General features: G+C 70.4%; 28 protein-coding genes. 10 read left to right on the forward strand and 18 right to left on the reverse strand.

Going from position 1 to position 22785, the window contains the following annotated elements; translation table 11 throughout:
- Nucleotides 1-72: 72 nt before the first annotated feature.
- A complete protein-coding gene (locus VKV26_18010; protein HLZ71801.1) occupies nucleotides 73-1428 on the reverse strand; it encodes an aspartate aminotransferase family protein in 1356 nt (451 codons plus the stop codon).
- Nucleotides 1429-1772: 344 nt separating this feature from the next.
- On the opposite strand from VKV26_18010, the gene VKV26_18015 reads away from it, so the two are divergent.
- Both VKV26_18015 and VKV26_18020 read left to right on the forward strand, forming a co-directional pair.
- Nucleotides 1773-2147, forward strand: a complete 375-nt coding sequence (locus tag VKV26_18015) for an AbrB/MazE/SpoVT family DNA-binding domain-containing protein (GenBank protein ID HLZ71802.1) — start codon at nucleotides 1773-1775, stop codon at nucleotides 2145-2147.
- Between the two features lie 15 nt (nucleotides 2148-2162).
- Nucleotides 2163-2555: a type II toxin-antitoxin system VapC family toxin gene (locus VKV26_18020; protein ID HLZ71803.1), complete on the forward strand. Its 393-nt coding sequence runs from the start codon at nucleotides 2163-2165 to the stop codon at nucleotides 2553-2555.
- A gap of 45 nt (nucleotides 2556-2600) precedes the next feature.
- On the opposite strand, the gene VKV26_18025 is transcribed toward VKV26_18020, so the two are convergent.
- Both VKV26_18025 and VKV26_18030 read right to left on the reverse strand, forming a co-directional pair.
- Nucleotides 2601-3395, reverse strand: a complete 795-nt coding sequence (locus VKV26_18025; GenBank protein ID HLZ71804.1) for an SDR family NAD(P)-dependent oxidoreductase — start codon at nucleotides 3393-3395, stop codon at nucleotides 2601-2603.
- A 133-nt stretch (nucleotides 3396-3528) separates the two neighbouring features.
- Entirely contained in the window at nucleotides 3529-4560 is a 1032-nt protein-coding gene (locus VKV26_18030) for a zinc-binding dehydrogenase (GenBank protein ID HLZ71805.1), read from the reverse strand.
- Between the two features lie 314 nt (nucleotides 4561-4874).
- Here VKV26_18030 and VKV26_18035 point away from each other — a divergent pair, with 314 nt between their 5' ends.
- The 6 genes from VKV26_18035 (at nucleotide 4875) to VKV26_18060 (ending at nucleotide 7935) form a co-directional block, all read left to right on the forward strand.
- Nucleotides 4875-5207 (forward strand): hypothetical protein, encoded by a 333-nt coding sequence (locus VKV26_18035; GenBank protein ID HLZ71806.1) that lies wholly within the window; start codon nucleotides 4875-4877, stop codon nucleotides 5205-5207.
- Nucleotides 5204-5806 carry an HPP family protein gene (locus VKV26_18040; GenBank protein HLZ71807.1) on the forward strand — a complete coding sequence of 201 codons (603 nt, stop codon included), beginning with the start codon at nucleotides 5204-5206 and terminating at the stop codon, nucleotides 5804-5806. Before VKV26_18035 ends, VKV26_18040 begins: the two co-directional genes overlap by 4 nt.
- A 396-nt stretch (nucleotides 5807-6202) precedes the next feature.
- On the forward strand, nucleotides 6203-6484 hold the full coding sequence (locus VKV26_18045; protein HLZ71808.1) for a hypothetical protein: 282 nt from the start codon (nucleotides 6203-6205) through the stop codon (nucleotides 6482-6484).
- 44 nt (nucleotides 6485-6528) lie between these two features.
- Nucleotides 6529-6699 (forward strand): hypothetical protein, encoded by a 171-nt coding sequence (locus tag VKV26_18050; GenBank protein ID HLZ71809.1) that lies wholly within the window; start codon nucleotides 6529-6531, stop codon nucleotides 6697-6699.
- Nucleotides 6700-6891: 192 nt separating this feature from the next.
- Entirely contained in the window at nucleotides 6892-7074 is a 183-nt protein-coding gene (locus tag VKV26_18055; GenBank protein ID HLZ71810.1) for a hypothetical protein, read from the forward strand.
- Between the two features lie 165 nt (nucleotides 7075-7239).
- Nucleotides 7240-7935, forward strand: coding sequence for an alpha/beta family hydrolase (locus tag VKV26_18060; GenBank protein ID HLZ71811.1), 696 nt, complete (start codon nucleotides 7240-7242; stop codon nucleotides 7933-7935).
- Nucleotides 7936-8038: 103 nt separating this feature from the next.
- Here the strand turns inward: VKV26_18060 and VKV26_18065 are convergent, their stop codons facing one another.
- The 8 genes from VKV26_18065 to VKV26_18100 form a co-directional block, all read right to left on the reverse strand.
- Nucleotides 8039-8488, reverse strand: coding sequence for a hypothetical protein (locus VKV26_18065; protein HLZ71812.1), 450 nt, complete (start codon nucleotides 8486-8488; stop codon nucleotides 8039-8041).
- Between the two features lie 218 nt (nucleotides 8489-8706).
- The gene (locus VKV26_18070) at nucleotides 8707-9207 is read right to left on the reverse strand and encodes a DUF3995 domain-containing protein (protein ID HLZ71813.1); all 501 of its coding nucleotides are present in this window, start codon (nucleotides 9205-9207) and stop codon (nucleotides 8707-8709) included.
- 81 nt (nucleotides 9208-9288) lie between these two features.
- Nucleotides 9289-9804: a heavy metal-binding domain-containing protein gene (locus VKV26_18075; GenBank protein ID HLZ71814.1), complete on the reverse strand. Its 516-nt coding sequence runs from the start codon at nucleotides 9802-9804 to the stop codon at nucleotides 9289-9291.
- A gap of 45 nt (nucleotides 9805-9849) precedes the next feature.
- Nucleotides 9850-11037, reverse strand: a complete 1188-nt coding sequence (locus VKV26_18080; GenBank protein ID HLZ71815.1) for a site-2 protease family protein — start codon at nucleotides 11035-11037, stop codon at nucleotides 9850-9852.
- A gap of 63 nt (nucleotides 11038-11100) precedes the next feature.
- The gene (locus tag VKV26_18085) at nucleotides 11101-11268 is read right to left on the reverse strand and encodes a hypothetical protein (GenBank protein HLZ71816.1); all 168 of its coding nucleotides are present in this window, start codon (nucleotides 11266-11268) and stop codon (nucleotides 11101-11103) included.
- A 44-nt stretch (nucleotides 11269-11312) separates the two neighbouring features.
- Nucleotides 11313-12266 carry a TerC family protein gene (locus tag VKV26_18090; GenBank protein HLZ71817.1) on the reverse strand — a complete coding sequence of 318 codons (954 nt, stop codon included), beginning with the start codon at nucleotides 12264-12266 and terminating at the stop codon, nucleotides 11313-11315.
- Nucleotides 12267-12371: 105 nt separating this feature from the next.
- Nucleotides 12372-12611, reverse strand: a complete 240-nt coding sequence (locus VKV26_18095) for a hypothetical protein (GenBank protein HLZ71818.1) — start codon at nucleotides 12609-12611, stop codon at nucleotides 12372-12374.
- 315 nt (nucleotides 12612-12926) lie between these two features.
- Nucleotides 12927-14246: an inositol-3-phosphate synthase gene (locus VKV26_18100; protein HLZ71819.1), complete on the reverse strand. Its 1320-nt coding sequence runs from the start codon at nucleotides 14244-14246 to the stop codon at nucleotides 12927-12929.
- Between the two features lie 157 nt (nucleotides 14247-14403).
- Here VKV26_18100 and VKV26_18105 point away from each other — a divergent pair, with 157 nt between their 5' ends.
- Both VKV26_18105 and VKV26_18110 read left to right on the forward strand, forming a co-directional pair.
- Nucleotides 14404-15303: a LysR family transcriptional regulator gene (locus VKV26_18105; protein HLZ71820.1), complete on the forward strand. Its 900-nt coding sequence runs from the start codon at nucleotides 14404-14406 to the stop codon at nucleotides 15301-15303.
- Nucleotides 15304-15406: 103 nt separating this feature from the next.
- Nucleotides 15407-16261 (forward strand): TIGR03619 family F420-dependent LLM class oxidoreductase, encoded by an 855-nt coding sequence (locus VKV26_18110; GenBank protein HLZ71821.1) that lies wholly within the window; start codon nucleotides 15407-15409, stop codon nucleotides 16259-16261.
- A gap of 24 nt (nucleotides 16262-16285) precedes the next feature.
- Here VKV26_18110 and VKV26_18115 read toward each other — a convergent pair whose 3' ends face one another.
- From VKV26_18115 to VKV26_18145, 7 genes are all read right to left on the reverse strand, one after another.
- Entirely contained in the window at nucleotides 16286-16750 is a 465-nt protein-coding gene (locus VKV26_18115; GenBank protein ID HLZ71822.1) for a RidA family protein, read from the reverse strand.
- Between the two features lie 81 nt (nucleotides 16751-16831).
- Nucleotides 16832-17752: a ParB/RepB/Spo0J family partition protein gene (locus VKV26_18120; protein ID HLZ71823.1), complete on the reverse strand. Its 921-nt coding sequence runs from the start codon at nucleotides 17750-17752 to the stop codon at nucleotides 16832-16834.
- A 26-nt stretch (nucleotides 17753-17778) separates the two neighbouring features.
- Nucleotides 17779-18540, reverse strand: a complete 762-nt coding sequence (locus VKV26_18125; protein ID HLZ71824.1) for an AAA family ATPase — start codon at nucleotides 18538-18540, stop codon at nucleotides 17779-17781.
- A 74-nt stretch (nucleotides 18541-18614) separates the two neighbouring features.
- Nucleotides 18615-19517, reverse strand: a complete 903-nt coding sequence (locus tag VKV26_18130) for a PfkB family carbohydrate kinase (protein HLZ71825.1) — start codon at nucleotides 19515-19517, stop codon at nucleotides 18615-18617.
- Between the two features lie 4 nt (nucleotides 19518-19521).
- The gene (gene jag / locus VKV26_18135) at nucleotides 19522-20436 is read right to left on the reverse strand and encodes an RNA-binding cell elongation regulator Jag/EloR (GenBank protein ID HLZ71826.1); all 915 of its coding nucleotides are present in this window, start codon (nucleotides 20434-20436) and stop codon (nucleotides 19522-19524) included.
- A complete protein-coding gene (gene yidC, locus VKV26_18140; GenBank protein HLZ71827.1) occupies nucleotides 20420-21544 on the reverse strand; it encodes a membrane protein insertase YidC in 1125 nt (374 codons plus the stop codon). The genes jag and yidC overlap by 17 nt, the downstream gene beginning before the upstream one ends.
- Before the next feature lie 61 nt (nucleotides 21545-21605).
- Nucleotides 21606-22739, reverse strand: coding sequence for a PQQ-binding-like beta-propeller repeat protein (locus VKV26_18145; GenBank protein ID HLZ71828.1), 1134 nt, complete (start codon nucleotides 22737-22739; stop codon nucleotides 21606-21608).
- Nucleotides 22740-22785 lie beyond the last annotated feature (46 nt).

Below are 22785 nucleotides of genomic sequence, written 5' to 3' on the forward strand. Positions count from 1 at the left end.
CCGGACGTCCGCCGGGGTGTGCGAGGGACGAAAGCCAGATGCGCCTACGCCTTACGCCTTACGCCCCAGGCCCTACGCCCTCGTCGCCACCACCTCGCGGATCGCGTCGCGCAATGCCGTGACGGCGAACTCGATCTCGTCCTCGGTGATGCAGAGCGGCGGCGCCAGCGCGATCACGTCGCCACGGTTGCGCGTCAGCAGGCCGCGCCCGCGCGCCGCGGTGATCACGCGGTCGCCGATTTTGGCGGCGGCGGGGAACGCCTGCCTGGTCTTCACGTCGTCCACCAGCTCGACGCGGGCGAGCAGGCCGCGGCCGCGCACGTCGCCCACGTTCGGCAGCTCGCGCAGCTCCTCCAGCCGCGCCAGCAGCTTCTCGCCCAGCTCCGCGCTGCGCCGCACCAGCCCATCGCGCTCGATGATATCCAGGTTGGCCATCGCCACGGCGCAGGCGGTAGGGTGCGCCGAGTAGGTGTAGGCGTGCATCCACTTCACGTCGGGCGGCTGCGCGGCCAGCACCGCCTGGATGCGCTCGGAGACCATCAGGCCGCCGAGCTGCTGGTAGCCGCTGGTCACGCCCTTGGCGAAGGACATCATGTCGGCCTGCACGCCGAACTGCTCCATGCCGAACCAGGTGCCGGTGCGGCCGAAGCCGGTGATCACTTCGTCGGCGACCAGGTAGAACTGGTGCCGGTCGCACAGCTCGCGCAGGCCGCGCATGTAGGCGTCGGGTGGGATGATCACGCCGCCGGCGCCCTGGATCGGCTCGGCGATGATCGCCGCGATCGTCTCCGCGCCCTCGCGCGCCACGATCGCCTCGATCGAGTCAAGCGCCAGCTTCGCCGTCTCCTCCGGGCCGTCGCCCAGGCGGTAGGGGTTCGGCGCGGCGGCGTGCAGGAAGCCGGGTGCGGGCGGGCCGAAGCGCTCCCAGTAGGGCGCCATGCCCGTCGCGGCCATCGCCGCCGTGGTGACGCCGTGGTAGGCGTCGAAGCGGGCGATGACCTTGAACTTCTCCGGCTTGCCCTGCACGTTCCACAGGAAACGCGCCATCTTGAAGGCCGACTCGTTCGACTCGCCGCCGCCGCTGGTGAAGAAGACGGCGTTGAGGTCGCCGGGGGCGAGCTTCGCCAACCGCTCGGCCAGCCGGATCGCCGGCACGTTGGAGAAGCCGGTGTAGCCGTTGGCGAAGGCGAGCGTGCTCATCTGCTCGCGCGCCGCCTCGGCCACCTCTTTGCGCCCGTGGCCGATGTTCACGTTCCACAGGCAGGAGAGGCCGTCCAAATAGCGCTTGCCGTTCGTGTCCCAGAGCCAGACGCCCTCGCCGCGCGCGAAGATCACCGCGCCCTGCTGCGCTGCGGGGTGGTAGAGCGGGTGGATCAGGTGCTCGAGATCGGCGCGGGCCAGCTCGTCGGTTTGCGTGGTGGTGGTCATGACAGATCTCGCTCCGGGAAAGAATGAGGAGGTTCTGCCGGCCATCATAGCAAGCCGGACCCGGCCGCGCCCCGCTGCCAGCATGCGCCGCGGCCCAGACGGCGGAGTACGGCGATGGCCCGGAACAGCATCCTGCTAGACAACGCGGCGGGCATCGCATTGGTAACGCTCGACCGAGCCGAGCCGATGAACACGCCAATCGGAAAGCGGATGTTCGCCGTTAAGCGGCATGAAGGTTCTGCGACCGTGGCCTGCTGGTGTTTCGCGGCCGGTTCCCACCGGCTCCTTCGCATCCTCGTGCTACACTCGGGTGGGAGGATCCCACCAACCAGAAGGTACGAACGATGCACAGTGTACGTGTCGACGCGAAGGGGCGGCTGTCGATTCCGAAGGCGGCGCGCGACAAGCTGGCCGTTCGTCCTGGGGATGTCTTCTACATGGAGATCGAAGGCTCCGTGCTGCGCTTTTCGAGAGCGCAAAACCCTTTCGATGCTCTGGCAGAGGGGACGGCGGCCGAGTACCGGGCCGGCCGCACCCGCAAGGTCCACGAGATTGCTGGTGAACGAGACGGAGGGCTCGACGCCGGCTATGACTCCGAGGCGGCGAGGGCGGCCATCGTGAAGTTCTCCGGGAGTTGGTCGGATCTCGACCCCGACAAGATCATTGCCGAGATCTACCGCCGGCGGCAGGTGGGTTCGCGCCCAGCGGGCCGGCCCTGATGACCTTTATCCTCGATGCCGACTGGATCATTGAGGCGGCGGCCGGGCGGCCGCGGGCGACGGGGACGCTCGTGCGGCCTTGCGTCGCGCGCGATCGCCGTCAGCGTGATCACGGCGGCGGAAATCCACGAAGCGGCCTTCAGTTCCTCGAATCCCGATGCCAGGATCGCTGGTTTGCGCGCCTTTCTGCAGCCGTTCCAACTGCTGGGTGTCAACGAGCCGATTGCAATCCGTTTCGCGGAAATTCGCGCTTATCTGCGCCGACGTCGCCAGATCATCTCGGACTTCGATATCCTGCTCGGAGCAACGGCGCTCCACCATGATCTGACCGTGCTTACGTTCAACCGCCGTCATTTCGAGCGCATCCCCGATCTGCGCCTCTACCATGCGGACGACGGCCAGGTGTGAGTTCCATCCGCGATGCTCAGTGATCGAGAACGCCTCGCTCGCGGCCTATGTTCCCGGCAACGGCCGCGGCACGTCGCCGGCGGTGAGGCCGCCGTCTACCACCAGCGCGTGGCCGGTGATGTACGAGGCCTCATCCGAGCAGAGAAAGAGCACCGCTCGCGCGATCTCCTCCGGCCGGCCCACGCGGCCCAGCAGCACGCGCTGGCCCATCTGCTGCCAGACCGGCTCCTGCTGCTCCGCCGGCAGCTCGGCGATGTTGCGGAAGATCGGCGTGCGGATGATGCCCGGGCAGACGCAGTTGACGCGGATGCCGTCGCGCCCCACTTCGGCGGCGATCGAGCGCGTGAGGTTGATCACGCCCGCCTTCGCCGCGCTGTAGGCGTGCAGCAGCGCCGAGCCGCGCAGGCCCGCGACCGAGGCCGTGCTCACGATCGCGCCGCCGCCCGCCTTGCGCAGCTCCGGAATTGCGTACTTGCAGCCTAAATAAATCGACTTCAGGTCCACGTCGATCACGAGATCCCAGTCATCTTCGACGATCTCGGTGATGCTGCCGCCGCGGCCCAGCCCGGCGTTGTTGTAGAGCAGGTCGAGCTTGCCGAAACGCTCTACGGCGGTGCGCACCATGCCGGCCACGTCTTCGGCCACGGAGACATCGGTGTGGACGTAGGCCGCCTTGCTGCCGGCCGCCTCGATCTCGGCCAGCACCGTCTTGCCGCGTTCATCCTGCACGTCTGCAAGCAACACCGCGGCGCCCTCGGCCGCGAACAGCCGCGCCGTCGCCGCGCCGATGCCCGAGGCCGCGCCCGTGATCAGCGCGACTTTGCCGTCGAGCCTGCCCATACGCCCCTCCGGGGCGAGGAAATAGGAGAGAGGAAAGAGAAAATAGGACCGAGGTGAGAACCGTTCCCCCCTATTTTCTATTTCCTGAATTCTATTTCCTCGTACCTCGCTCCTGGTTCCTCGTTCCTCGTTCCTACGGCCGGTACACCACCTTGCACTCGTGCGGGTCGGAGAGCGCCTTGAACGCCGCCGGCAGGCCGTCCAGGTCGGTGATGCGCGTGACCAGCGGCGAGGTGTCCACGGCGCCCTCCGCAATCGCGCCCAGCGCCTCGGCGAACTCTTCCGCAGTGTAGCCGAGCACAAAGTGCAGCGAGCACTGCTTGTTGATGCCGGCGCGCGGGAAGAAACGGTCCTGTGTCATGCAGACGCCGACGACGATCACACGCCCGTGCAGCGCCACGTTGTCGATCGCCTGCTGAATCGTGCCTTCGACGCCCACGCACTCGAACACGACCTGCGGCAGGCCGCCGTGCTCCACCAGCCATTCCGTGGTGTTCGCTTCGGCCGGGTTGAGCAGCGCGTCGGCGCCGAGTTTGTGCGCCAGCTCGCGGCGCGGTGCCGCCGGGTCGCTGACGGTCACGTGCTCAACGCCCTCGTGCTTGAGCCAGAGCAGGGTCATCAGCCCGATCGGCCCGGCGCCCATCACCAGCACCCGCTCGCCGGCGTGCAGCTTCGCCTCGCGCACGGCGTGCAGGCCGACGCCGCAGGGCTCGGTGGTGGCGGCGACGTGGTCAGGCACGCCGTCGGGCACGCGCAGCAAGAGCGGCACGCTCAGCAGCACGTACTCTCCGTAGGCGCCGGGATACTCGGTACTGTAGCCGATCGCCTGGTGGCCGCGCGGCGAGGACGGGTCGGGCAGCACCGGCACGCTGGTCACGCGCGTGCCGGGTGGGAAGGCCTCGCCACCGGGGCCGGCCTCCACCACCTCGGCAACGAACTCGTGGCCCATCACCACGCCGCGGTCGAGATCGATCACCGAGCCGACGGGCAGCTTGTTGCCCTCGGTCGAGCCGACCAGATCGTCGGCGTACCGGGCGAAATGCAGGTCGCTGCCGCAGATGCCACAGCCGCGCACCCGCGCCAGCACCTGCAACGGCCCAGGCTTCGGCCGCTCGACCTCGCCAACCGTCAGTTCGCCGCCGCGGCGCAGGAGCATTGCACGCATCGTAGCCTCACCTCTCGGTCCCCTCCCCAGCGCCGCTGGAGAGGGGAGGATTTTGGAAGGAGTACGGATTGGTGGGGAGGATGGCTCCTCCTCCGCGAACGCGGCCGGGTCGCCCGACCAGCAGTCGTCTGGCTGCAGCCTCGTGGGCACCGTCACGGTACGCAATGCGGCGGCTACGGCAAAGTCGCCGGGCAGTATCGCCCCGGCATGGTCCGTCACCCGGACGGCTGATGCTGCTCGGCCGGACTCGGTGCTTTGCTGTGCGCGGACGGATCGGGCAGGCGGTGCAGGCGCCGCCACGCCGGGGAGGGTGAATGCGGCGAAACCAGACGGGCGATCCGCCGCGGGCCGGCTCCGTGCCCGCTGCGGCCGACCGCGATGAGCTGGGCCAGCCGGCGCCGCCGGTGGTCGAGCTTTCCAGGGGAGAGCACCGGGAGGCCGAACAGCGCTCGGCCGTGCGTGCGCCGGTCGTCTACAAGGCGATTCGGCGTGAGGGCGAGGACGAGCTGCGCCGGCCGGCCCGCGCGCTGGCGTGGTCCGGGTTTGCGGCCGGCCTCTCGATGGGCTTCTCGCTGGTGGCGGCGCTGAACCATGCGCAGGTCGTCGCCGGTTCGACAAGCGCTGCCGGCGCGCAAAGCGAGCAGTGAACGATCCGCCCGCGTCCGAGCCCGGTGCGCCTCGGCGACGGCGCATCCACTGGCCGCCCGGCGTGCCCGACGCGGTCTTCGCCCCGCTCTCCGCCGCCGGGTTGATGCTGATCGTCGGGGCGCTGGGCACGGTGGCGCAGCAGCCGTGGCTCTTTCCCAGCCTCGGCCCCACCGCGTTCTTGCAGGCCGAGTATCCCGCGCACCGTACGGCGCGCCTCTATCATGTGATCGCGGGGCACGGCGTCGGGTTGGCGGCCGGGCTAATCGCCGTCTGGCTGGTGGGAGCAAGCAGCAGTTCCTCGGTGCTCGTCGTACACCACCTGACCGCCGCGCGCACCTGGGCCGCCGTGATCGCCGTGGCGCTGACGATCGCCGGCTCGCTGCTGCTGCGCGCCTCGCACCCGCCGGCCGTTTCCACCAGCATGCTGCTGGCGCTGGGCAGTTTCCGGCCTACCTGGCACGACGCACTGACGATCGCCGTCGGTGTGCTCGTCGTGGCGCTTACGGGCGAGCTGCTGCGCCGCGCCCGGCTGGGCAACGCTCCCGGCGCGACGCCCCGCGACCCGCCCAACCCCAATTCCCGCGACGCCCTGGTCTGAGCCTCGGCGGCGCGCAAACGGCGGCGGCTACTTCCTGATCGGCGCACCCGTATAGCCCGTCGGAGGGATCGAGCCGCGCGCCGGCGGCGGTACGATCCGCATGACGGCAGCCGCACCCGCCCGCGGCGGACTCCGAGGGTGGCCGCCACACCGGCAGTGGCGACACATAGGACATAGGGCGGTGAGATGGCAAACGCTACCGTGCCGCCGGCGCCCCTGCCGCCGGACCCGCTGCCGCCACCCGCCGAGCCACCCCGCCCCGATCCGCTGCCGCCCGCACCGGAGCCACCGCGACGGCCGGTCTGAGGCAGCGCCGGCGCGGGCAACGCACACAGGGCATCCCGCCGTTTGCAGTCAGGTCAACGTGCCAGTTTACGGGGTAAGGAGTGTCCGGCGATGACCATGCAGACCGCAACCCAGCACACCGAGGGCGAGGGCAAACAGCCCACACATGTACATCCATCGACCGTGCATACGCACGATCACTACCACGTCACGCATCATCACAAAGGCGGCATCACCGGCGACTGGGAGCACCGCACCGCCTGGCACACGCACGAGCACAACCACGCGCTGCTGACGCACTCGCACGACTACAACCAGGACGACGAGGTCGCGGGCCATCCCAAGGAGGCACACGTCCACGACCACACGGCGCCAAACCAGCCGCACGTCTGAGCCGGCCGAAAAGCGTCGAGCACCGGCAGAGGTGAGGTGATCTCATGCCCGGAGGAAAGCACCTGAAAGGCGTCGGCTCGAAAGAGCAGCGCATGTACGAAGAGATCAAGAAGGACGCGGAGCGGTCCGGCCGCTACGGCGACCGGGCCGAGGAGGTCGCCGCCCGCACGGTGCTGAAGCGCCACAAGGAAGAGGGCCACAAGAAGGGGCAGTAAGGCCCTGGCCCCCACCCCCCGGTTCATCTCTCTTGCCCCCAATTCCAGGGGAAGGGGAGATCTATCAGCGGATGGGTTGGGGCTGAAGGCGCGGCGTGGAAGCTCCCCTCGCCCAGGATTGGGACCGTGAGATTGACCGGGGGTGAGGGCCGACGGCCGGGGTGAGGATACGGCCCGCAAAGGAGAGAGATCATGGCGTTCATTCAGTCGTGTCCCAACTGCGGCATGCCGCGGGAGGACTGGCAGGGCAACGGCGGCCGGGGCTACCAGCGCGGCCGCGAGACGTTTTGCTGCGAAGGCTGCGCCACGGGCAGCGGCTGCACCTGCACCTCGCGCGCGCACGAGGCGGGGCGGCTTGGCAACGACGTCGACTGACCGGCCTCGTGGCTTCACGTACGCCGACGCGCCCGTTCCACCCGCTGCAGCAACGCAAACCGCATCTTGGACCCGTCGCCGGCCCTCGCCATGGGGACGCGCGGCGGGTTCCCTGCTGCGCGGGTTCGGTACACTACGTCCGGTCGAGAGGAGAGCGAGCCGGCGGTGAGCGGGCATACAGGGCGGAATGCGCAGCCGCGCCCAATCGTCGTGCAGGCCGGCGACGCACAGCTGGTAGGCGATCTGACACTGCCGGAGCAGGCGAAGGCGCTCATCGCCTTCGCCCATGGCAGCGGCAGCAGCCACCGCAGCCCGCGCAACCGGCAGGTGGCGGCGGCCCTGAACGTCGTCGGCTTCGCCACGCTGCTCTTCGATCTGCTCACGCCGGCTGAGGCGGACGTCGACGAACGCAGCGCGGCACACCGCTTCGATATTCCCCTGCTTGGCCAGCGCATGATCGGTGCTGTCGATTGGCTTGGCCGCACCGCGGAGACGCGGGCGCTGCCGATCGGGCTGTTCGGCGCCAGCACGGGCGCCGCGGCGGCGCTGCTGGCCGCCGCTGCCCGGCCGAAAGCCGTCGGCGCGGTCGTCTCACGCGGCGGGCGGCCGGACCTGGCCGGCGCTGCCCTGACACGGGTGCAGGCGCCGGTGCTGCTGATCGTCGGCGGCGATGACCGCGCGGTGATCGAGCTGAACCGGCAGGCGCTGGCCCGCCTGAGCGCCGAGGCCGTGCTGGAGCTGGTGCCCGGCGCCACGCACCTCTTCGAAGAGCCCGGCGCCCTCGCCCAGGTCGTGCGGCTGGCGTCGACCTGGTTTGCCCGCCATCTCGGCGCGACGGCGGCGCCCGCAACGGGTTCCTGACGCGTCAGATTGCCGGCGGCGCCACAATGCCCAGCGCTCAGCCCGGCTGTGCGGGCTGAGCGCTGGGCCCTGTTCGGTATCGAGGAGCGATGGCCGCGGTTGCCTACGGCATGGCCGCGTACCAGACACCGCCGATGCCCTGGCCGTTCGTGTCGCCGGGGTTCATGTCACCGGAGAAGTAGTAGAGCGGCATGCCGTTGTAGGTCACCTGCATGCTGCCGTCGTCGCGCGTGATCACGTCCAGCGTGCCGGTGGCGCCGTCGGGCAGGGTCAGGTCGCCGGCGGGTGGCTGGAACGCGGGCCAGATGTTGGCGCAGCCGCCGCTGCAGGTGCTCATGCCCGGCGCATCGTTGGCGAACGTGTAGAGCGTCATGCCGTTGGCGTCGGTCAGGATCGCCATACCGAGGTTGTCGTTCTGCGCGACCAGCACCGTGGGGCTGGTTTGTGCTCGGGCGGCCCGGCCGGCGCCGAGCGCGGCCAGGGTCGCCAGGGCAGCGAGCAGGATCCAGAGACGAGCGGTCGCAGGCAGCCGCAGCGCGGTGGAAGTAGTCATCACGCACCTTCCTTGCACGGAGAACGGAATTTCGACCCATTCGTGGGGATTGTACCGGATTCTGAAGATCGCCATGCGGCGGGGCGGCCGCCCTGGCGTAGCCCGATCGGGGTGCGGCTCGTGATGGCCGCGTCGATGGTGATACGTGATCGACGGCGCCGCCGGATGTATGCCGGCGTTGCAAGATCGCAACGGGGACCGATCCAGCGGTAGCGCGGTCAATCGCGCTGTTGCCGGCGCCAGGCGGCGAGACCGAAGAGCACGCCGCCGAGCAGCCACCATGGGTCCCAGAGGAAGAGGTGCCAGCGGGCCGAGGTTTCGCCCAGCCCCGCCGGCGTGGAGATGGCGCCGGACACCATCAGCGCGTGCTGCACCAGGCTGGCAGCGCCTTCATACAGCGCCATGATCGCAAACGCGGCCCAGCCGGCGGCGAGCAGCAGCCGGCGCGGCAGCACGCGGCCCCAGCGCTGCACCAGCGCCAGCGCCAGCAGCCCCGCGAGCACCTTCAGCGCGCCGGTGGCCCAGAGGATCGCGATCCAGACCGGGTCGCGTGCCAGCACCAGCCGCGTGATCGCGGGTGCGTTCGTCTCCACACCCGCGGCGCCGCCAGCCGCCCAGTAAAAGCTCAGCGCAGCGAAAAGCATGGCCCAGGCGAAGGCCGCGTACCCCGCCCAGGCCAGCGAGGGCGAACGCTTGCTGGAAATCGCCGTGGTTAACATCGCCGCCGCTTTCCGCCCGCCATTGTCGGCAGAGGCGCACATCCCGCCACCAGCAACGGGCGCGGGTATCGCTGAATGGCATCAGCCGGGGTTTGCATCCGCCCGCTCCTGGCGTACGGAAGGTGGCCGTCGGCGGCAATACGACGAGTCCCGCCCGCCGGCCGGCGCCAGGGGTATGGCTCGCCGCTGCACCACCGCCGGCGGGGACGGCAAGTGCAACGCCCGCCAGGCGCTCAGTGCCCCCGGTTGCGTGGCGGCGTCCACCACCACGGCAGTCGCCTCCTCGTAGAGCACGGCAGTGCCGCTGGCGCAGATCAGCAGCAGCCCCCGGTCGAGGCGCTCAAAATCGAGATCGACCGCGACGATCGCGTTGGCACCGAGCTGTTCGGCCTGGACGCGCATGCCCGCGATCGCGGCGTCTCTGGCGCATTGCACCTCCTGTTCGCAGACCCAGGCGAGTCGCTCGGGATCCTCCAGGGCGCTCGCGCCGCGCCGCCGGCGGCGCAGCGCGAGCGTCGCTTCGCCGCAGACCAGGCCGAGATAGCGCAGCACCAGGCGGCCCTGCAGCGTCGCGGTCGTGGTGATCAGCATAGACATCGGCTCTTCTCCATCCGATCTGGCGCCGCGGCGCGCGGCCGGTGGCTATCCCGTCTGCTGCCCCGGCGGCAGCGTTTGCCGTAGCTGAATAGCTCGCGCCAGGGTCGAGAGCGTGATCAGCCCCAGCGCGGACCGGCCCTGGAAGACCGGCAACTGCTGCACCTGATGCGCCGCCATCGTCTCCAGCGCCGTCAGCGCCGCCGTGCTGGGCGTGGCCGTGATCAGCCGGTCGCGCGGCGTCATAGCCCGGTAGAGGGAGACCTCGGACCACTGCTCCGCCGGCACGCGGCGCAGGTCGGAGAGCGTGATCAGGCCCAGCACGTCGGCGTCCTCCGTTGGCGCCACGAACACCGCCTGCACCTGCCGGCCGAGCACGTACTCGTCGACGAAGCGCCGCATGGTGAGGTCGGGCGGCAGACGCGGCACGCCGCGATCGATCAGCGCGGAGACGGGCACGGCGCCCAGCGCGCTCTCGATCAGCAGGCGCCGGTAGCTCGTCTGCGCCGCCTCCCAGAGGAACCAGCCGATCAGCGCGACCCAGAGGCCGCCCACGTCGCCGCCCAGCACCCGCAGAATGCCCAGGCCGAGCAGCAGTGCGGCGATGATGCGGCCGCCGATGCTGGCCGTGTGCGTAGCCTGCAACCGGGTGCGGCGCCCGCCCCAGAGCAGCGCCCGCAGCATGCGGCCGCCGTCGAGTGGCAGACCGGGCAGCAGGTTGAAGGCGGCCAGGGTGGCGTTCATCAGCGCCAGGTAGCCGGCAAGCGGGTAGAGCGGCTGCAGGTCGAGGGCGCGGCCGAACAGCCACAGCCCGGCGCAGGCCGCAACGGCGGCGACGCTTGTCAGCGGGCCGGCGGCCGCGATCCAGAACTCGTCCCGCGGCCGCCGCGGCTCGTCGGCCAGCTCCGTGCCGCCGCCGAACAGGTAGAGCACGATCCGCTCGGCGGAATAACCGCGCCGCCGGGCGACCAGCGCGTGCGCCAGCTCGTGCGCGAGCACCGAGCCAAACAGCAACAGGCTGGTGAGCAAGCCTACCGCCCAGCGCTGCTGCGCCGTCCACTCGGGGTAGGCCGCGGGCAGGAAGCCCGCCTGCAGCGACCAGGTGAGCAGGGCAATGACGATCGGCCAGCTCCAGTGCGCCAGGATCTCGACGCCGAACAGGTGGCCGAGCCGGAACGCGCCCACACGGGCCGGCGATGGTGTACCGCGGGGTGGTGAAAGGTGGTGGTTCTGCATCTCTGTACCGAGCCTTCGTTGTTCGTTGTTCGTTGTTCGTTGTTCGTTGGATGAGCCGCGGGGCTAACCGTGCCCGGTGATCAGGTACTTCAGGTAGCCGAAGAGCGTGATCGCCGGCAGCAGCGCACCGGCGATGATCGTCATCACGAGCGAGATGGGATAGTACGATTCGCCCCAGTCCCGTCTCGCGGGCGCCGGGTTCGGCGTGGTTTGGATAGCTTCTTCCCGCATAGTCTGTTGCCTCCGTTTAGTCGTGTGAATGGCGGCCGTTCAGCTCAGCGCAGCGGTTCGGGCCGGGCAACAGGAGCGGCGGCCGTCAGGGGCGGGCGCCGCAGCAGCGAGGCTGCGACCGCGATCGCGAGGATGGCGACGATCACCGCCAGGCTCAGCGGTGCGGAGAGCGTCACGATGCCGCTGAGCAGCATCTTCGCGCCGACGAACAGCAGCACCGCCGCCAGCGCCGGCCGCAGGTAGCGCAGCCCGCCGAGATAGCCCGCCAGCACGAAGTAGAGCGAGCGCAGGCCGAGCACCGCGAACACGTTCGAGGTGAAGACCAGAAACGGATCGTCGGTGACGCCGTAGATCGCGGGGATCGAGTCCACGGCGAAGACGAGGTCGGCGTTCTCCACCAGCAGCAGCACGAGGAAGAGCGGCGTCATCGCCAGAGCGCCGCCGCGCCGGGTGAAGAAGCGCTGGCCGTCGTACTCGCTGGTGGCGGGAAGCACCCGGCGCACCAGCCGGATCAGCCGGTTCTGCTCCAGCGACGGCGCCTGCTGCTCTCCCCGCAGGAAGCGCAGGCCGCTGACGACCAGCACGGCGCCGAAGACGTAGATGATCGCGTGGAACTGCGCGAGCAGGGCGCCGCCGGCGATGATCAGCACGGCGCGCATCGCCAAGGCGCCGATCACGCCCCAGAAGAGCACGCGGTGCTGGTGGGCCGCCGGCACGGCGAAGGCCGAGAAGATGAGCAGGAACAGGAAGACGTTGTCCACGCTCAGGCTCTTCTCGATGAGGTAGCCGGCCGTCCAGGCGATGCCGTCGTCTGTGCCGCGCACGCTGAAGACGCCAAGATTGAACAGTGCCGCCAGCCCGATCCAGACGCCGCTCCAGGCGAGCGCCTCCCGCCGCGAGACGGCGTGCGCCCGTCGCTGGACGACGCCCAGGTCGAGGGCGAGCATGCCGAGCACGAAGGCGAGAAACAGGAGCCAGGGAAGAATTTCGCCGATCACGGATTACTCCCGAAAGGCGCCGCCGGGCGGGATCGTGAATCCTCCGGCGGCAACCGCGCCTGCCCGGCCACGTACGCGGCCGGGCATCACTGCACCGAGGATCGGCTAATCCCAGTCGAAGTCGGGGTCACGCCGGCGGGGCGGGCGGCGATCGCCATCCCGCCGCGTGCGCGCGTAGCGCTCGTCGTCATCGTCCCAGGGGTCGTCGTGGTCGTCGTGCCAGCGGTCGCAGGTGTGACGATCGTCGCGTCGGTGGAAGCGGTCGAGCAGACCGCCGATCTTGCCCGTGCGGCCGTCGCGGTCGCGGCCTGGCCGGTCGAACAGGTCTTCGAGAAACTCGAACATGAAAAAACGCCTCCCGCGGCTCGGAATAAGACCCGGCCGCATCCTCAAAGGATGGAGCCAAGGTCTTACCCGGCGAGAAGGCGCTCGCTGTCCGTACCGCCCCGAGATGGTCGGGGGTCTTGACGATACGGACCCGCCCCGCGAACGGGGCGTGGGTTACTCCCCTTGCTAGGAGCAGCCTACCACAGCGGCCGCGCCGTGGCAACAGCACGCGATCGCCAGCCGAAAGATGGCTGGCGTGGCCGATCTCCCGTTGAGCCGGGCAGGCGGCAGCGCCGTGGCGTACCCGGCATCGCGCTGCGCAAGGGCCAACGCTCAGTCCTCCTCGTAGTACTCCGTGCCCAGGTGGGTGATCGGCTCCTCGCCCAGCCAGTGGCGCAGCGTGTTCTTCAGCTTCGTCTGCTGGATGAACAAGTCGTGCTCCGGATACAGCTCGGCCGCGGCCTGCGGGCTCTTGAAGTAGAAGCTCAGCCATTCTTGAATGCCGTGCTGGCCGGCGCGGCTGGCCAGGTCCATGAACAGCGCCAGGTCGAGCACGATCGGTGCGGCCAGAATGCTGTCGCGGCAGAGGAAATCGACTTTAATCTGCATCGGGTAGCCGAGCCAGCCCACGATGTCGATGTTGTCCCAGCCCTCTTTGTTGTCGCCGCGCGGCGGATAGTAGTTGATCCGGACCTTGTGATAGAGGTCGCCGTACAGCTCCGGATACTGGTCGGGCTGCAGGATCGTCTCCAGCACGCCGAGCTTGCTGACCTCTTTGGTCTTAAAACTGTCCGGGTCGTCCAGCACCTCGCCGTCTCGATTGCCGAGGATATTGGTACTGAACCAGCCCTGCACGCCGAGCATGCGCGCCTTGAAGCCGGGCGCCAGGATCGTCTTCATCAGCGTCTGGCCGGTCTTGAAATCCTTGCCGCAGATCGGCACGCCGTTGCGCTGCGCCAGCTCGATCATCGCCGGCGTGTCCACGGTCAGGTTGGGAGCGCCGTTGGCGAAGGGGATGCCGAGCGAGAGCGCGGCGTAGGCGTAGATCTGGCTGGGCGCAATGTTGGGGTCGCTGTTGCGCAGGCCGCGCTCGAAGGCCGCGACGCTCTGGTGAACCTCGGTCGGCTCGGCGAAGATCTCCGTGCTCGCGCACCAGACGACGACCAGCCGGTCGCAGTGCTGCTCCGCCTTGAAGCGCTGCATGTCCTCCATGATCTGCTGGGCAAGGTCCATCTTCGTCTCGCCGTGCTTAACGTTGCTGCCGTCCAGGTTGCGCACGTAGGCGCGGTCGAAGACGGCGGGCATCGGCCGGATTGCGTCCAGCTCGTCGCGCAGCGGCAGCAGGTCGGCGGCGGAAAGGACGCCGGCCTTGCAGGCGGCCTCGAAGGCGTTGTCGGGGAACGGATCCCAGCCGCCGAAGACGAGGCTGTCGAGTCCAGCCAGCGGCACGAACTCCTTGATCAGCGGGTTGCGGTGCTCGGTGCGCTTGCCCAGGCGGATGCGGCCCATCTGCGTGAGCGAGCCGATCGGCTTCGCGCGGCCCTGGCGCACGGCGAGGATGCCGGCGTAGGTCGTTGTGGCGACGGCGCCCATGCCCGGCGTGAGAATCCCGAGGCGGCCGCCGGCGGGGCGAATATCGGTGGCTAGCGCCATGGTGGCTGCTCCTTGGCGAAGAGTGGCTCTTCTTCAACCCTAGGTGGCGCTCCACACTTCCGCCAAGCTGATGTATCTTATGAATAGTGTAACGTATGCTTATGCTAAAGCCGCTGACGGGCCGCGGTGTCGTGGCACATACGGAGCCGGGTAGACGATGATCGGCGATACACCGCTCCCCGAGCGCGCCGCGCCGAACCTGCACCTGCAGCAACTCGCCTATCTGCGCGAGGTGGCGCGGCAGGGCAGCCTGACCAGGGCGGCAGAGGCGCTGCACGTCAGCCAGCCGGCGCTCTCGCAGGCGCTCGCCGAGTTGGAGCGCAGGTTCGGCCTGGCGCTGTTCGAGCGCGCCGGACGCGGCCGCCGGCCCACCGCGGCGGGGCAGGAAGTGATCGCCTTCGCGGAGGAGACGTTGGCGCTGGCTGAGGCGCTGGCGCAACGGCTGGCCGCCTACCGCGGCGGCAACGCCGGGCCGCTCAGCGTCGGCATGATCGACGCTGCCAGCCTCTACGTGCTGCCCGCCGTGGTGCGGCGCTTCCGCGACGAGCATCCGCAGGTCGAGTTGAAACTCACGGTGGCGACGAGCGAGGAGCTGCTGGCGCGGCTGCGCGCCTTCGCGCTGGACCTGGCCTTCGTCGTCGGCCCGGCCGAGGCGCCCGATCTGCACGCCGTCGAAATCCTGCGCGAGCCACTCTATCTCTATGCCCCCGCCGGCCACGCGCTCGATCCGCGGGCGGCGCGCTGGGTGCTCTATCCCGAAGGCTCGCACACCCGCGGCATCATCGACGCGGCCTTCGCGCGGGCGGGTATCCGGCCCGACGTGGCGCTGGAGAGCGGCAACCCGCAGGTGCTGCGCCAGATGGTGGCGATGGGCCTGGGCTGGAGCGTGCTGCCGCCGGCGATCGCCGAAAGCGGCCCCGAAGCCGCCGGCCTGCGCCGCGACGAAGTACTGGCCGAACGGCCGCTCTGCGTGGTGCGCCGCCGCGCCAGCCCGCCCGACCCGCGGGCGGAGGTCTTCCTGCGCCTGGCGCTCGCCGCTGGGCAGGCCACGGAGTAGCGTAGTACGGGCGGATCGGTACTGGTCGGCGGCGGCCGCTGCCGTCGGCCCCGCGCTACGCTCGCCGGTCCGGATGACGTCTGAACCGTCGAGGAGGGAAGTGATGCGTTTCGGTACGAGTTTCGCCCTCGCCGCCATGGCGGATGCGGCCGCCGTGCGCGACTTCGCTCAGGCGCTCGACGGCGCCGGCTTCGACTACGTGACCTTGAGCGGTCACCTGCTCAGCGCGGAGGCCGGCCGCTATCCCGACCGGCCCGCCCCGACCTACGTCGGCCCGTTCCACGAGCCGTTCGTGCTCTTCTCCTACCTGGCCGGGATCACACGGCGGCTGGCGTTCCGCACCAGCATCCTCATCCTGCCGCTCTTCCCCACGGCGATCGTCGCGAAGCAGGCGGCGGAGCTGAGCCTGCTCAGCGGCGGCCGCTTCGAGCTGGGCGTCGGCCTGAGCTGGAACCCGGCGGAGTACCAGGCGATCGGGCAGGAGTTTCGCACGCGCGGCCGGCGCATCGCAGAGCAGATCACGCTGCTGCGCCGTCTCTGGAGCGAGCCGTTCGTCAGCTTCAAAGGCCGCTGGCACACGTTCAACCAGGTGGGCCTGAACCGGCTGCCGGCGGCGCCGATCCCGATCTGGATGGGCGGCGGCAACGACGAGCCGGTGCTGCGGCGCATCGCGCGACTGGCCGACGGCTGGGTGCCCCTGGCCGATCCCACGGAGGCGCTGCCCCGCCTGCGCACGTATCTGAGCGAGGCCGGCCGCGACCCGGCGCACTTCGGCCTCACGGCACGCCTCGTCCTCGGCCCGGAAGGCGCGCCGGGCTGGATCGAAACCGCGCGCCGCCTGCAGTCTAGCGGCTGGACGGACCTCACGCTCAGCGCGCCGCCCGATCTGCCGTCCGCGCAGGCCCTGCCACGCCTGATCGAGGCGCGAACAGCGCTGGCCGAGGCGCTCAACGGCTGAGCGCTGCCCGGCCCGCCCCTGGCGCTATGCGGACGCGACCTCGAACAGGAACTCGATCTCGACGGCGCAGCCCAGCGGCAGCTCGTTCGTGCCCAGGGCCACGCGGGCGTGGCGCCCCGCCTCGCCGAAGATCTCGGCCAGCAGATCGCTGGCTCCGTTGATCACCGCCGGCTGCTGCGTGAAACCGGCGGCGCTGGCGACGTAGCCCGCCACCCGCAGCACACGCCGCACCCGCTCCAGCGAGCCGAGCGCTTGCTGCGCCGCGGCCAGGGCGTTGAGCACGCAGAGCCGCGCCGCCTCCTGCCCCTGCTCGATCGAGAGCTCGGCGCCGAGCTTGCCGGGATGCAGCACGCGGCCGTCCTCGATCGGCACCTGGCCGGACACGATCAGCAGGTTGCCCGTTTGCACGGCGGGAATATAGGAGGCGAGCGGTTTCGGCGTGGGCGGCAAGCTCACGTTCAGTTCGCGCAGGCGGTCGGCAACGGCCATCGTCGTCTCCTCACTTCGGGGCTGATCGGCGCGGCGTCGGGCGTCGTGCCTGGCGGCGCGACGGGCGCACGCCGTGCGCCCCTACGGATCTGTATCCCCCAGCAGAGCCTCGAGCAGCCCGGTCAGCTCCTCGTCGCTGTAGAACTGGATCACGACCCGACCGCCGCGCCGGCCGCGTTCGATCTGCACGGCCGTGCCCAGCGCGCTTTGCAGCCGCTCGGCCCAGTGCGCGAGCTCCGGGTCGCCGCCGCGCGGCGCCTTCCGCGCCTTCGCCGGCTGCCGCTCGCGCAGGCGGCGCACCAGCACTTCGGTCTGGCGCACGGAGAGGCCGTGCGCCGCGATCTGCTGCCAGAGCTGCCGCCGCTGTGCCGGGTCGCTCAGGCCCAGCAGGGCGCGGGCGTGGCCTTCGCTGATCTCGCCCGCGGCCAGGCTTTGCTTGATCTCGTCTGCAAGGCCCAGCAGGCGCAGCGTGTTCGCCACCGCGGCACGGCTGCGGCCCAGCCGCCGCGCCAGCGCTTCCTGCGTCAGGCCGAATTCTGCGCCCAGCCGCTGAAAGGCCAGCGCCTCCTCCAGCGGGTTCAGATCGGCGCGCTGAATGTTCTCCACCAGCGCCAGCTCGAGCTGCTCCTGCGGCGTCGCCTCGCGCACCACCACGGGCACGCGCGCAAGGCCGGCGGCGCGTGCCGCGTGCAGCCGCCGCTCGCCGGCGATGAGCTGGTAGCTGACGCCGCCGCCGGCCTGCTCACGCCGGCTCACGACTAACGGCTGCAAGACACCGTGCTGGCGGATGCTCTCCGCCAGGTCGCCGAGCGTCTCCGGGTCGATGGCGGAGCGCGGCTGGCGCGGGTTGGGCGCGATCAGATCGATGTCCACGGCGACGGCGCCGCGCGGCGCGGCCGCGCCGCTCGTTTCCGCGGCAGACGACATGCCGGCGGCCGGCGTGGAAGGAATCAAGGCGCCGAGCCCGCGGCCCAGCCCGCGTCCGCGCACCGCCGGTCGCACGCCGCTCTCTTCATCTCCCGGCCGGCTCACGAGGCGACCCTGCGGGCCAGCAGCTCGTCGGCGAGGCCGGTATAGGCCGCGGCGCCGGCCGAGTGCGGCGCGTAGGCCACGATCGAGAGGCCGTGCGAGGGCGCTTCGGAAAGGCGCACGCTGCGCGGCACCACGGTACGGAAGGTCTGCGCGAAGTGCCCGCGCACTTCGGCCACGACCTGCTGCGCCAGCGTGGTGCGCGGGTCGAACATCGTCATCACCAGCCCTTCGAGGCGCAGCGAGCCGTTGAGTGTGTGCCGCACCCGTTCGAGCGTGGCGGCGAGGTGACCGAGCCCTTCCAGCGCCAGGTACTCGCACTGCACGGGAATCACCACGGCGTCGGCGGCGGTCAGCGCGTTGACGGTGAGCAGCCCCAGCGAGGGCGGGCAGTCGAGCAGGATGAAGTCCCAGTGCGGGCGCAACGGCTGCAGCAGCTCGCGCAGCACGAACTCACGGCGCTCGGCCTCGACCAGCTCGACCTCGGCGCCGGCCAGCTCGGGCGAAGAGGGCACGAGTGCGAGGCCCGGCTCGCTGCTGGGCACGATCAGATCGTCCAGCCGCGCCGCGCCGCCGAGCGCGTCGTAGAGGCTGCCGTGCTCGGCGGCGCCGCCCAGGCCGCTGGTGGCGTTGGCCTGCGGATCGACATCGACGAGCAGCACACGCTGGCCGCGCCGCGCCAGGCAGGCGCCGAGGTTGATCGCCGTCGTGGTCTTGCCCACGCCGCCCTTCTGATTGGCCAGGGCGATCACGTCTGCCATGCGGGGTGCGTCGCTCCTCGGCCCGAAGACACGGCCGCTCGATCGTCCTATGTCGGGCCGCGCGGCCACGGACGTCAGAGCGGCCGCAGCCGCACGTCCGGGCAGGCGGCGAGCCGAGCTTCGATCTGTGCCCGCGACGGCGCCCCGGCCACGCCGTACGCCTCGACCACGAAGCTCGCGGTCGCCGCGGCGAAGCGGGCGGCCTCCGCGATCGCCGCGAACTGCGCTTCGGCGCCGGCTGCCAGTTCATGGTAGCGGATCAGGAAGGCGGCGGCGAAGGCATCGCCCGCGCCCGTGCCCTCGACCTCGCTCGCGGGGAAGACGCCGATCTCGTGCCAGGCGCCGTCCACGGCAATCAGCGAGCCGAGATCGCCGCGCGTCACGGCCAGCACACGCAGCCGCCGCGCCCAACCGTCGAGCAGCGGCCGCAGCGCCGCGAACGGCGCGCCGAGGTCCTCCTCGCTGAGAAACGCGGCGTCGAGATCGGCGAGCACCCGCTCGATCTCGCTCTCGTGCAGCGCCACCGCCTCCACGCGCTCGTCGGCCCCGATGCGGCGCAGCCAGCCCTGCAGCGTGGCGCCGCGCAGCGCCCGCGGAAAGGCGCCGGGCAATGCCGCGGCGACTTCGCCCGTGACGGCGCCGAACAGCACCACGGGCACGTCGCGCAGCGCGGCCGGCACCGACTCCGGCCCCAGCGCCGCGGCGCGCGCGCGCACGAACTGCTCGCGGTCGCGTCCGTGCCAGACGTGCTCCATGACGGTGGTTTGCGCCGCGGGCAGCCGCTCGATCTGCACGCCGGCCAGCTCGGCCGGCAGCTCCAGGTCAGCGGCGGCGCTGGTGAGCACGGCCGTGGGCACGCCCAGCCGTGCCGCCACGGCCGCGGCGTAGCCGGCCGTGCCGCCGGGGCGTTCCTTGCCGGCCACGCGGTCGCGGGTGATGTGGCCGATCACGAGGAACTGCGGCGCGCAGGCGGGCATCGCCTTAGCGCTTCGGTGTGATCGCGACTTTGCGCGCCTCGCCCTCGCCGATGCTGATCGTCTCCACGTCCGGGTCTTCGGAGAGCGCCAGGTGCACGATGCGGCGCTCGGCGGGCGGCATCGGCTCCAGCGTCATCGCCTGGCCGTTCTGGCGCACGCGCTCGGCCACGCGCCGGGCCAGGTCGCCCAGCGCCGTCTCCCGCCGCCGCCGGTAGCCCTCCACGTCGACGCCGAAGAGGCTGTGCGAGCGCGTCTGGTGATTGACGATCAGGTTGAGCAGGTACTGCAGCGCCGCCAGCGTCTCGCCGCGCCGGCCGATAATCAGCCCCTGCTCCTCGTCGTCCACGCCGGTCACATCCAGCACGGCCGTGATCATGCCGGCGCCGTCGCCCGGTGTCACCGGCTCGCGCGCTGCCACCTCGGCATCGACGTCCATCAGCGAGAGCAGCGTCTCCAGCGCATCTACCGCCGATTCGATGATCAGGTCGGCATCGAGTGCGAGCGCCTGCCGCGGCGTGTCCGCGCCCTGTTTGACAAATGCATCGTCAAGCGGCGCCTCGGGCGCATCGCCTGCCGGTGCAGACGCGGCTTTCGCCGTCGCGCGCGGCGTGCGCCGTGGACGTGCCGGTGGGGAGGCCGGCGCCTCCGGCTCTTCTTCCGGGAAAGGGGCGGCCGGCGGGGCGGCAGGTTGCCGCGGCGCCTGCGCTTGCGGTTTCGCCGGCGCGGCGATGCGGACGCGCGCCGGCTGGGCGCCGACGCCAAGAATGCCGGGGCGGCCCTCGCTCAGCACCTCGATCTCGGCCTGCTCGCGGTCGATGCCCAGATCGGCGAGACCGCGGCGGATCGCTTCCTCCACGTTACGGCCGCTTGCTTCGATCGCGCCCTGCCCCCGTTCCGTCGGGTCAGGTGTCTCTGCCATCTTCGGACCTCGTTTCTGCCCCCCCGTTGCGGGCCGCCGGGTCGCTGTCCAGCCGGCCGGTGCGGCGCGGCGCGGGCGCCGGGCGCGTCACAGGGGGCGCTTTCGGTTGCAGTTTGGGCGGCACGCCGCCGCGGCGGCGTGCCTGACCAGCGCGGCCGTTCTGACCGTTGCGCTGTGCGTTGCTCCGCGGTTCGTCCAGGGCGCCGGCGAGCAGGTCGGTGGGATCGCCGCCGTCACGGTCCGTGCTCGTCTCGCGCTGCGTGCGGCGGGGCTGCGGGCGGTTGCCGGCGGGGCGCCGGTTGCGCGGCTGCGGCGAGGGCAGCAGCAGGTTCTTGATGCCGCTGAGGCTGAAGCTCTCCAGTCCCAGCATCTCGGAGACGGGCTTGTTATACCACTCGAAGACGTGGTAGTTCAGCGCGATGCCGGCGAGGTTCGTCACCACCCAGTAGATCGCCAGGCCGCTGGGCACGGAGATCGAGAACCAGGCGAAGAGCAGCGGCATGAACCAGAGCATCAACTGGTTGGTCTGCGCCGTCTGCGAGTTGGCCGTCATCGTCTGCGCGGTCATGGTCAGCTTCTGCTGCACCCACATCGTGACGAAGACGAGCACCGGCATGATGAACGTTTTGTCGCCGGTGGCCAGGTTCAGCCAGAGGAAGTGGCTGGTGAGCGGCACGGCGTGCTGGATGAAGCCCCAGGGATAGAGCGTGTGCGAGAGCGTGATCAGGCTCTCCGGCGTGCTGCCCAGCGTGGTCTTGATCACGTCGTACAGCGCGATCCAGATCGGGAACTGGATCAGCGTCGGCACCAGGCAGCCGGCGGGGTTCACGCCCTCCTCTTTGTAGAGCCGCATCGTCTCTTCGGAGCGGCGCTTGGGGTCGCTGTACTTCTTCTGGATCTCCTGCAGCTTCGGCTGCAGCGTCTGCATCTTCTTCGAGCTCTGGATCTGCTTCATCGTCAGCGGCAGCGTGACGGCGCGCAGCAGCAGCGTGAAGGCGATGATCGCCAGGCCGTAGCTGCCGAAAAACAGGCGGTCCAGCACCACGATCAGGTTCGTGGAGGGCGTGATCAGGATCTGGTTCCAGACGAAGCTGATCACTTCGAGCACGGACGTCCTACTTTCTCAGGTTGCTGCGTGCGCCCGGTCTGCGCCGTACCCATGCGCCCGCTCACGGCCTCACCACGTCCGTGGCCGTGCCGGCGAGCGGGTCGATGCTGACCAGCCGCGTGCCGTTCGTGCCGCCGTCGGTCTGCACCAGCACGCTGCCGTCGCTTTGCGCCACCAGATCGCCGAGCGCGTGCGAGGCCAACTCGAGCGGCCTCGCCCACTTCGGCGCGCCGCTGGCCGGGTCGTAGCCTTCGACGCGCCCGTTGCGGTCGGCCACGACCAGCACGCCTTGCGCCAGCGCCGGGCGGCCGCGAATCGAGGTGCCCAGCTTCTGCTGCCATTGTACTTTGCCGTCCGCGGCGCTCACGCCGTAGACCGTGCCCGCCAGGCTGCCGGTGTAGACCATGCCGTTCTGCACCAGCGGGTGGCCCCAGAGCCAGTTATCGGCACCGGGGCTGCTCTGCCAGAGTTTGCGGCCGTTCTGCTGCGTGTCCAGGGCGTAGAGATGCTTGTCGAAGGCGCCGAAGTAGAGGTGGCCGCCGTCCAGCGAGGGCGTCGAGGTGATGGCGCCGCCGGAGTCGCCGTTCTTCCAGATCTCGGCGCCGTTCTCTGCGCGGATCGCGTAGACGTGCCGGTCCATCGAGGTGACGTAGATCACGCCGTTGTCGATCACCGGCGCCGACCAGATGCGGTCGCCCGCCTTGAAGGGCTTGTTCCAGGCGAGCGAGCCGTCGGCCACTTTGATTGCGTAGAGCTGGCCGGCGGAGTTGCCCACGTAGGCGACGCCGTTGTCGATCGCCACGTTGCCGACGATCGACTCGCCCGTATCGACCGGCTTCGGCCAGATCGGCGTGCCGTCGGCGAGCTTCAGCGCGTAGACCTTGCCGTTGTAGGCGCCGACGATCACCGTCTCGCCCGAGACGGCCGGCGTGCCGTAGATGCCGTTGAGCTTGGTCTGGCGGTACGCGACCGGCAGGTTGGTGTCGGCGGCGGGGGGAAACTCCCAGGTGATCGCCTTCGTCGTCTTGTCCACCAGCTCCAGCTTGCCGTGGTGCAGGCTGGTGAGGTAGCCCGCATCAGTGACGACCGGCGCGGCCCAGCCCTGCGGCTGCGCGAGGCTGGTGCAGCCGATCGCCAGCAGGCCGAGGAAGACGGCGGGCGCGATCAGGAGCAGCGAGCGGCGAAGGGGGAGCATCGACCATCCGTTTCTACTGCGGGGGCGCACCGCCGCCGGCCCTGTG

Source organism: Dehalococcoidia bacterium (assembly GCA_035310145.1).
GTDB lineage: Bacteria > Chloroflexota > Dehalococcoidia > CAUJGQ01 > CAUJGQ01 > CALFMN01.

Excerpts from the sequence above, each read along its gene's own strand:
- VKV26_18010 (HLZ71801.1), bottom strand. The coding sequence starts at position 1,428 with ATGACCACCACCACGCAAACCGACGAGCTGGCCCGCGCCGATCTCGAG.
- VKV26_18015 (HLZ71802.1), top strand. The coding sequence starts at position 1,773 with ATGCACAGTGTACGTGTCGACGCGAAGGGGCGGCTGTCGATTCCGAAG.
- VKV26_18020 (HLZ71803.1), top strand. The coding sequence starts at position 2,163 with ATGCCGACTGGATCATTGAGGCGGCGGCCGGGCGGCCGCGGGCGACGG.
- VKV26_18025 (HLZ71804.1), bottom strand. The coding sequence starts at position 3,395 with ATGGGCAGGCTCGACGGCAAAGTCGCGCTGATCACGGGCGCGGCCTCG.
- VKV26_18030 (HLZ71805.1), bottom strand. The coding sequence starts at position 4,560 with ATGCGTGCAATGCTCCTGCGCCGCGGCGGCGAACTGACGGTTGGCGAG.
- VKV26_18035 (HLZ71806.1), top strand. The coding sequence starts at position 4,875 with ATGCGGCGAAACCAGACGGGCGATCCGCCGCGGGCCGGCTCCGTGCCC.
- VKV26_18045 (HLZ71808.1), top strand. The coding sequence starts at position 6,203 with ATGACCATGCAGACCGCAACCCAGCACACCGAGGGCGAGGGCAAACAG.
- VKV26_18050 (HLZ71809.1), top strand. The coding sequence starts at position 6,529 with ATGCCCGGAGGAAAGCACCTGAAAGGCGTCGGCTCGAAAGAGCAGCGC.
- VKV26_18055 (HLZ71810.1), top strand. The coding sequence starts at position 6,892 with ATGGCGTTCATTCAGTCGTGTCCCAACTGCGGCATGCCGCGGGAGGAC.
- VKV26_18065 (HLZ71812.1), bottom strand. The coding sequence starts at position 8,488 with ATGACTACTTCCACCGCGCTGCGGCTGCCTGCGACCGCTCGTCTCTGG.
- VKV26_18070 (HLZ71813.1), bottom strand. The coding sequence starts at position 9,207 with ATGTTAACCACGGCGATTTCCAGCAAGCGTTCGCCCTCGCTGGCCTGG.
- VKV26_18075 (HLZ71814.1), bottom strand. The coding sequence starts at position 9,804 with ATGTCTATGCTGATCACCACGACCGCGACGCTGCAGGGCCGCCTGGTG.
- VKV26_18080 (HLZ71815.1), bottom strand. The coding sequence starts at position 11,037 with ATGCAGAACCACCACCTTTCACCACCCCGCGGTACACCATCGCCGGCC.
- VKV26_18085 (HLZ71816.1), bottom strand. The coding sequence starts at position 11,268 with ATGCGGGAAGAAGCTATCCAAACCACGCCGAACCCGGCGCCCGCGAGA.
- VKV26_18095 (HLZ71818.1), bottom strand. The coding sequence starts at position 12,611 with ATGTTCGAGTTTCTCGAAGACCTGTTCGACCGGCCAGGCCGCGACCGC.
- VKV26_18100 (HLZ71819.1), bottom strand. The coding sequence starts at position 14,246 with ATGGCGCTAGCCACCGATATTCGCCCCGCCGGCGGCCGCCTCGGGATT.
- VKV26_18105 (HLZ71820.1), top strand. The coding sequence starts at position 14,404 with ATGATCGGCGATACACCGCTCCCCGAGCGCGCCGCGCCGAACCTGCAC.
- VKV26_18110 (HLZ71821.1), top strand. The coding sequence starts at position 15,407 with ATGCGTTTCGGTACGAGTTTCGCCCTCGCCGCCATGGCGGATGCGGCC.
- VKV26_18115 (HLZ71822.1), bottom strand. The coding sequence starts at position 16,750 with ATGGCCGTTGCCGACCGCCTGCGCGAACTGAACGTGAGCTTGCCGCCC.
- VKV26_18125 (HLZ71824.1), bottom strand. The coding sequence starts at position 18,540 with ATGGCAGACGTGATCGCCCTGGCCAATCAGAAGGGCGGCGTGGGCAAG.
- VKV26_18130 (HLZ71825.1), bottom strand. The coding sequence starts at position 19,517 with ATGCCCGCCTGCGCGCCGCAGTTCCTCGTGATCGGCCACATCACCCGC.
- jag (HLZ71826.1), bottom strand. The coding sequence starts at position 20,436 with ATGGCAGAGACACCTGACCCGACGGAACGGGGGCAGGGCGCGATCGAA.
- VKV26_18145 (HLZ71828.1), bottom strand. The coding sequence starts at position 22,739 with ATGCTCCCCCTTCGCCGCTCGCTGCTCCTGATCGCGCCCGCCGTCTTC.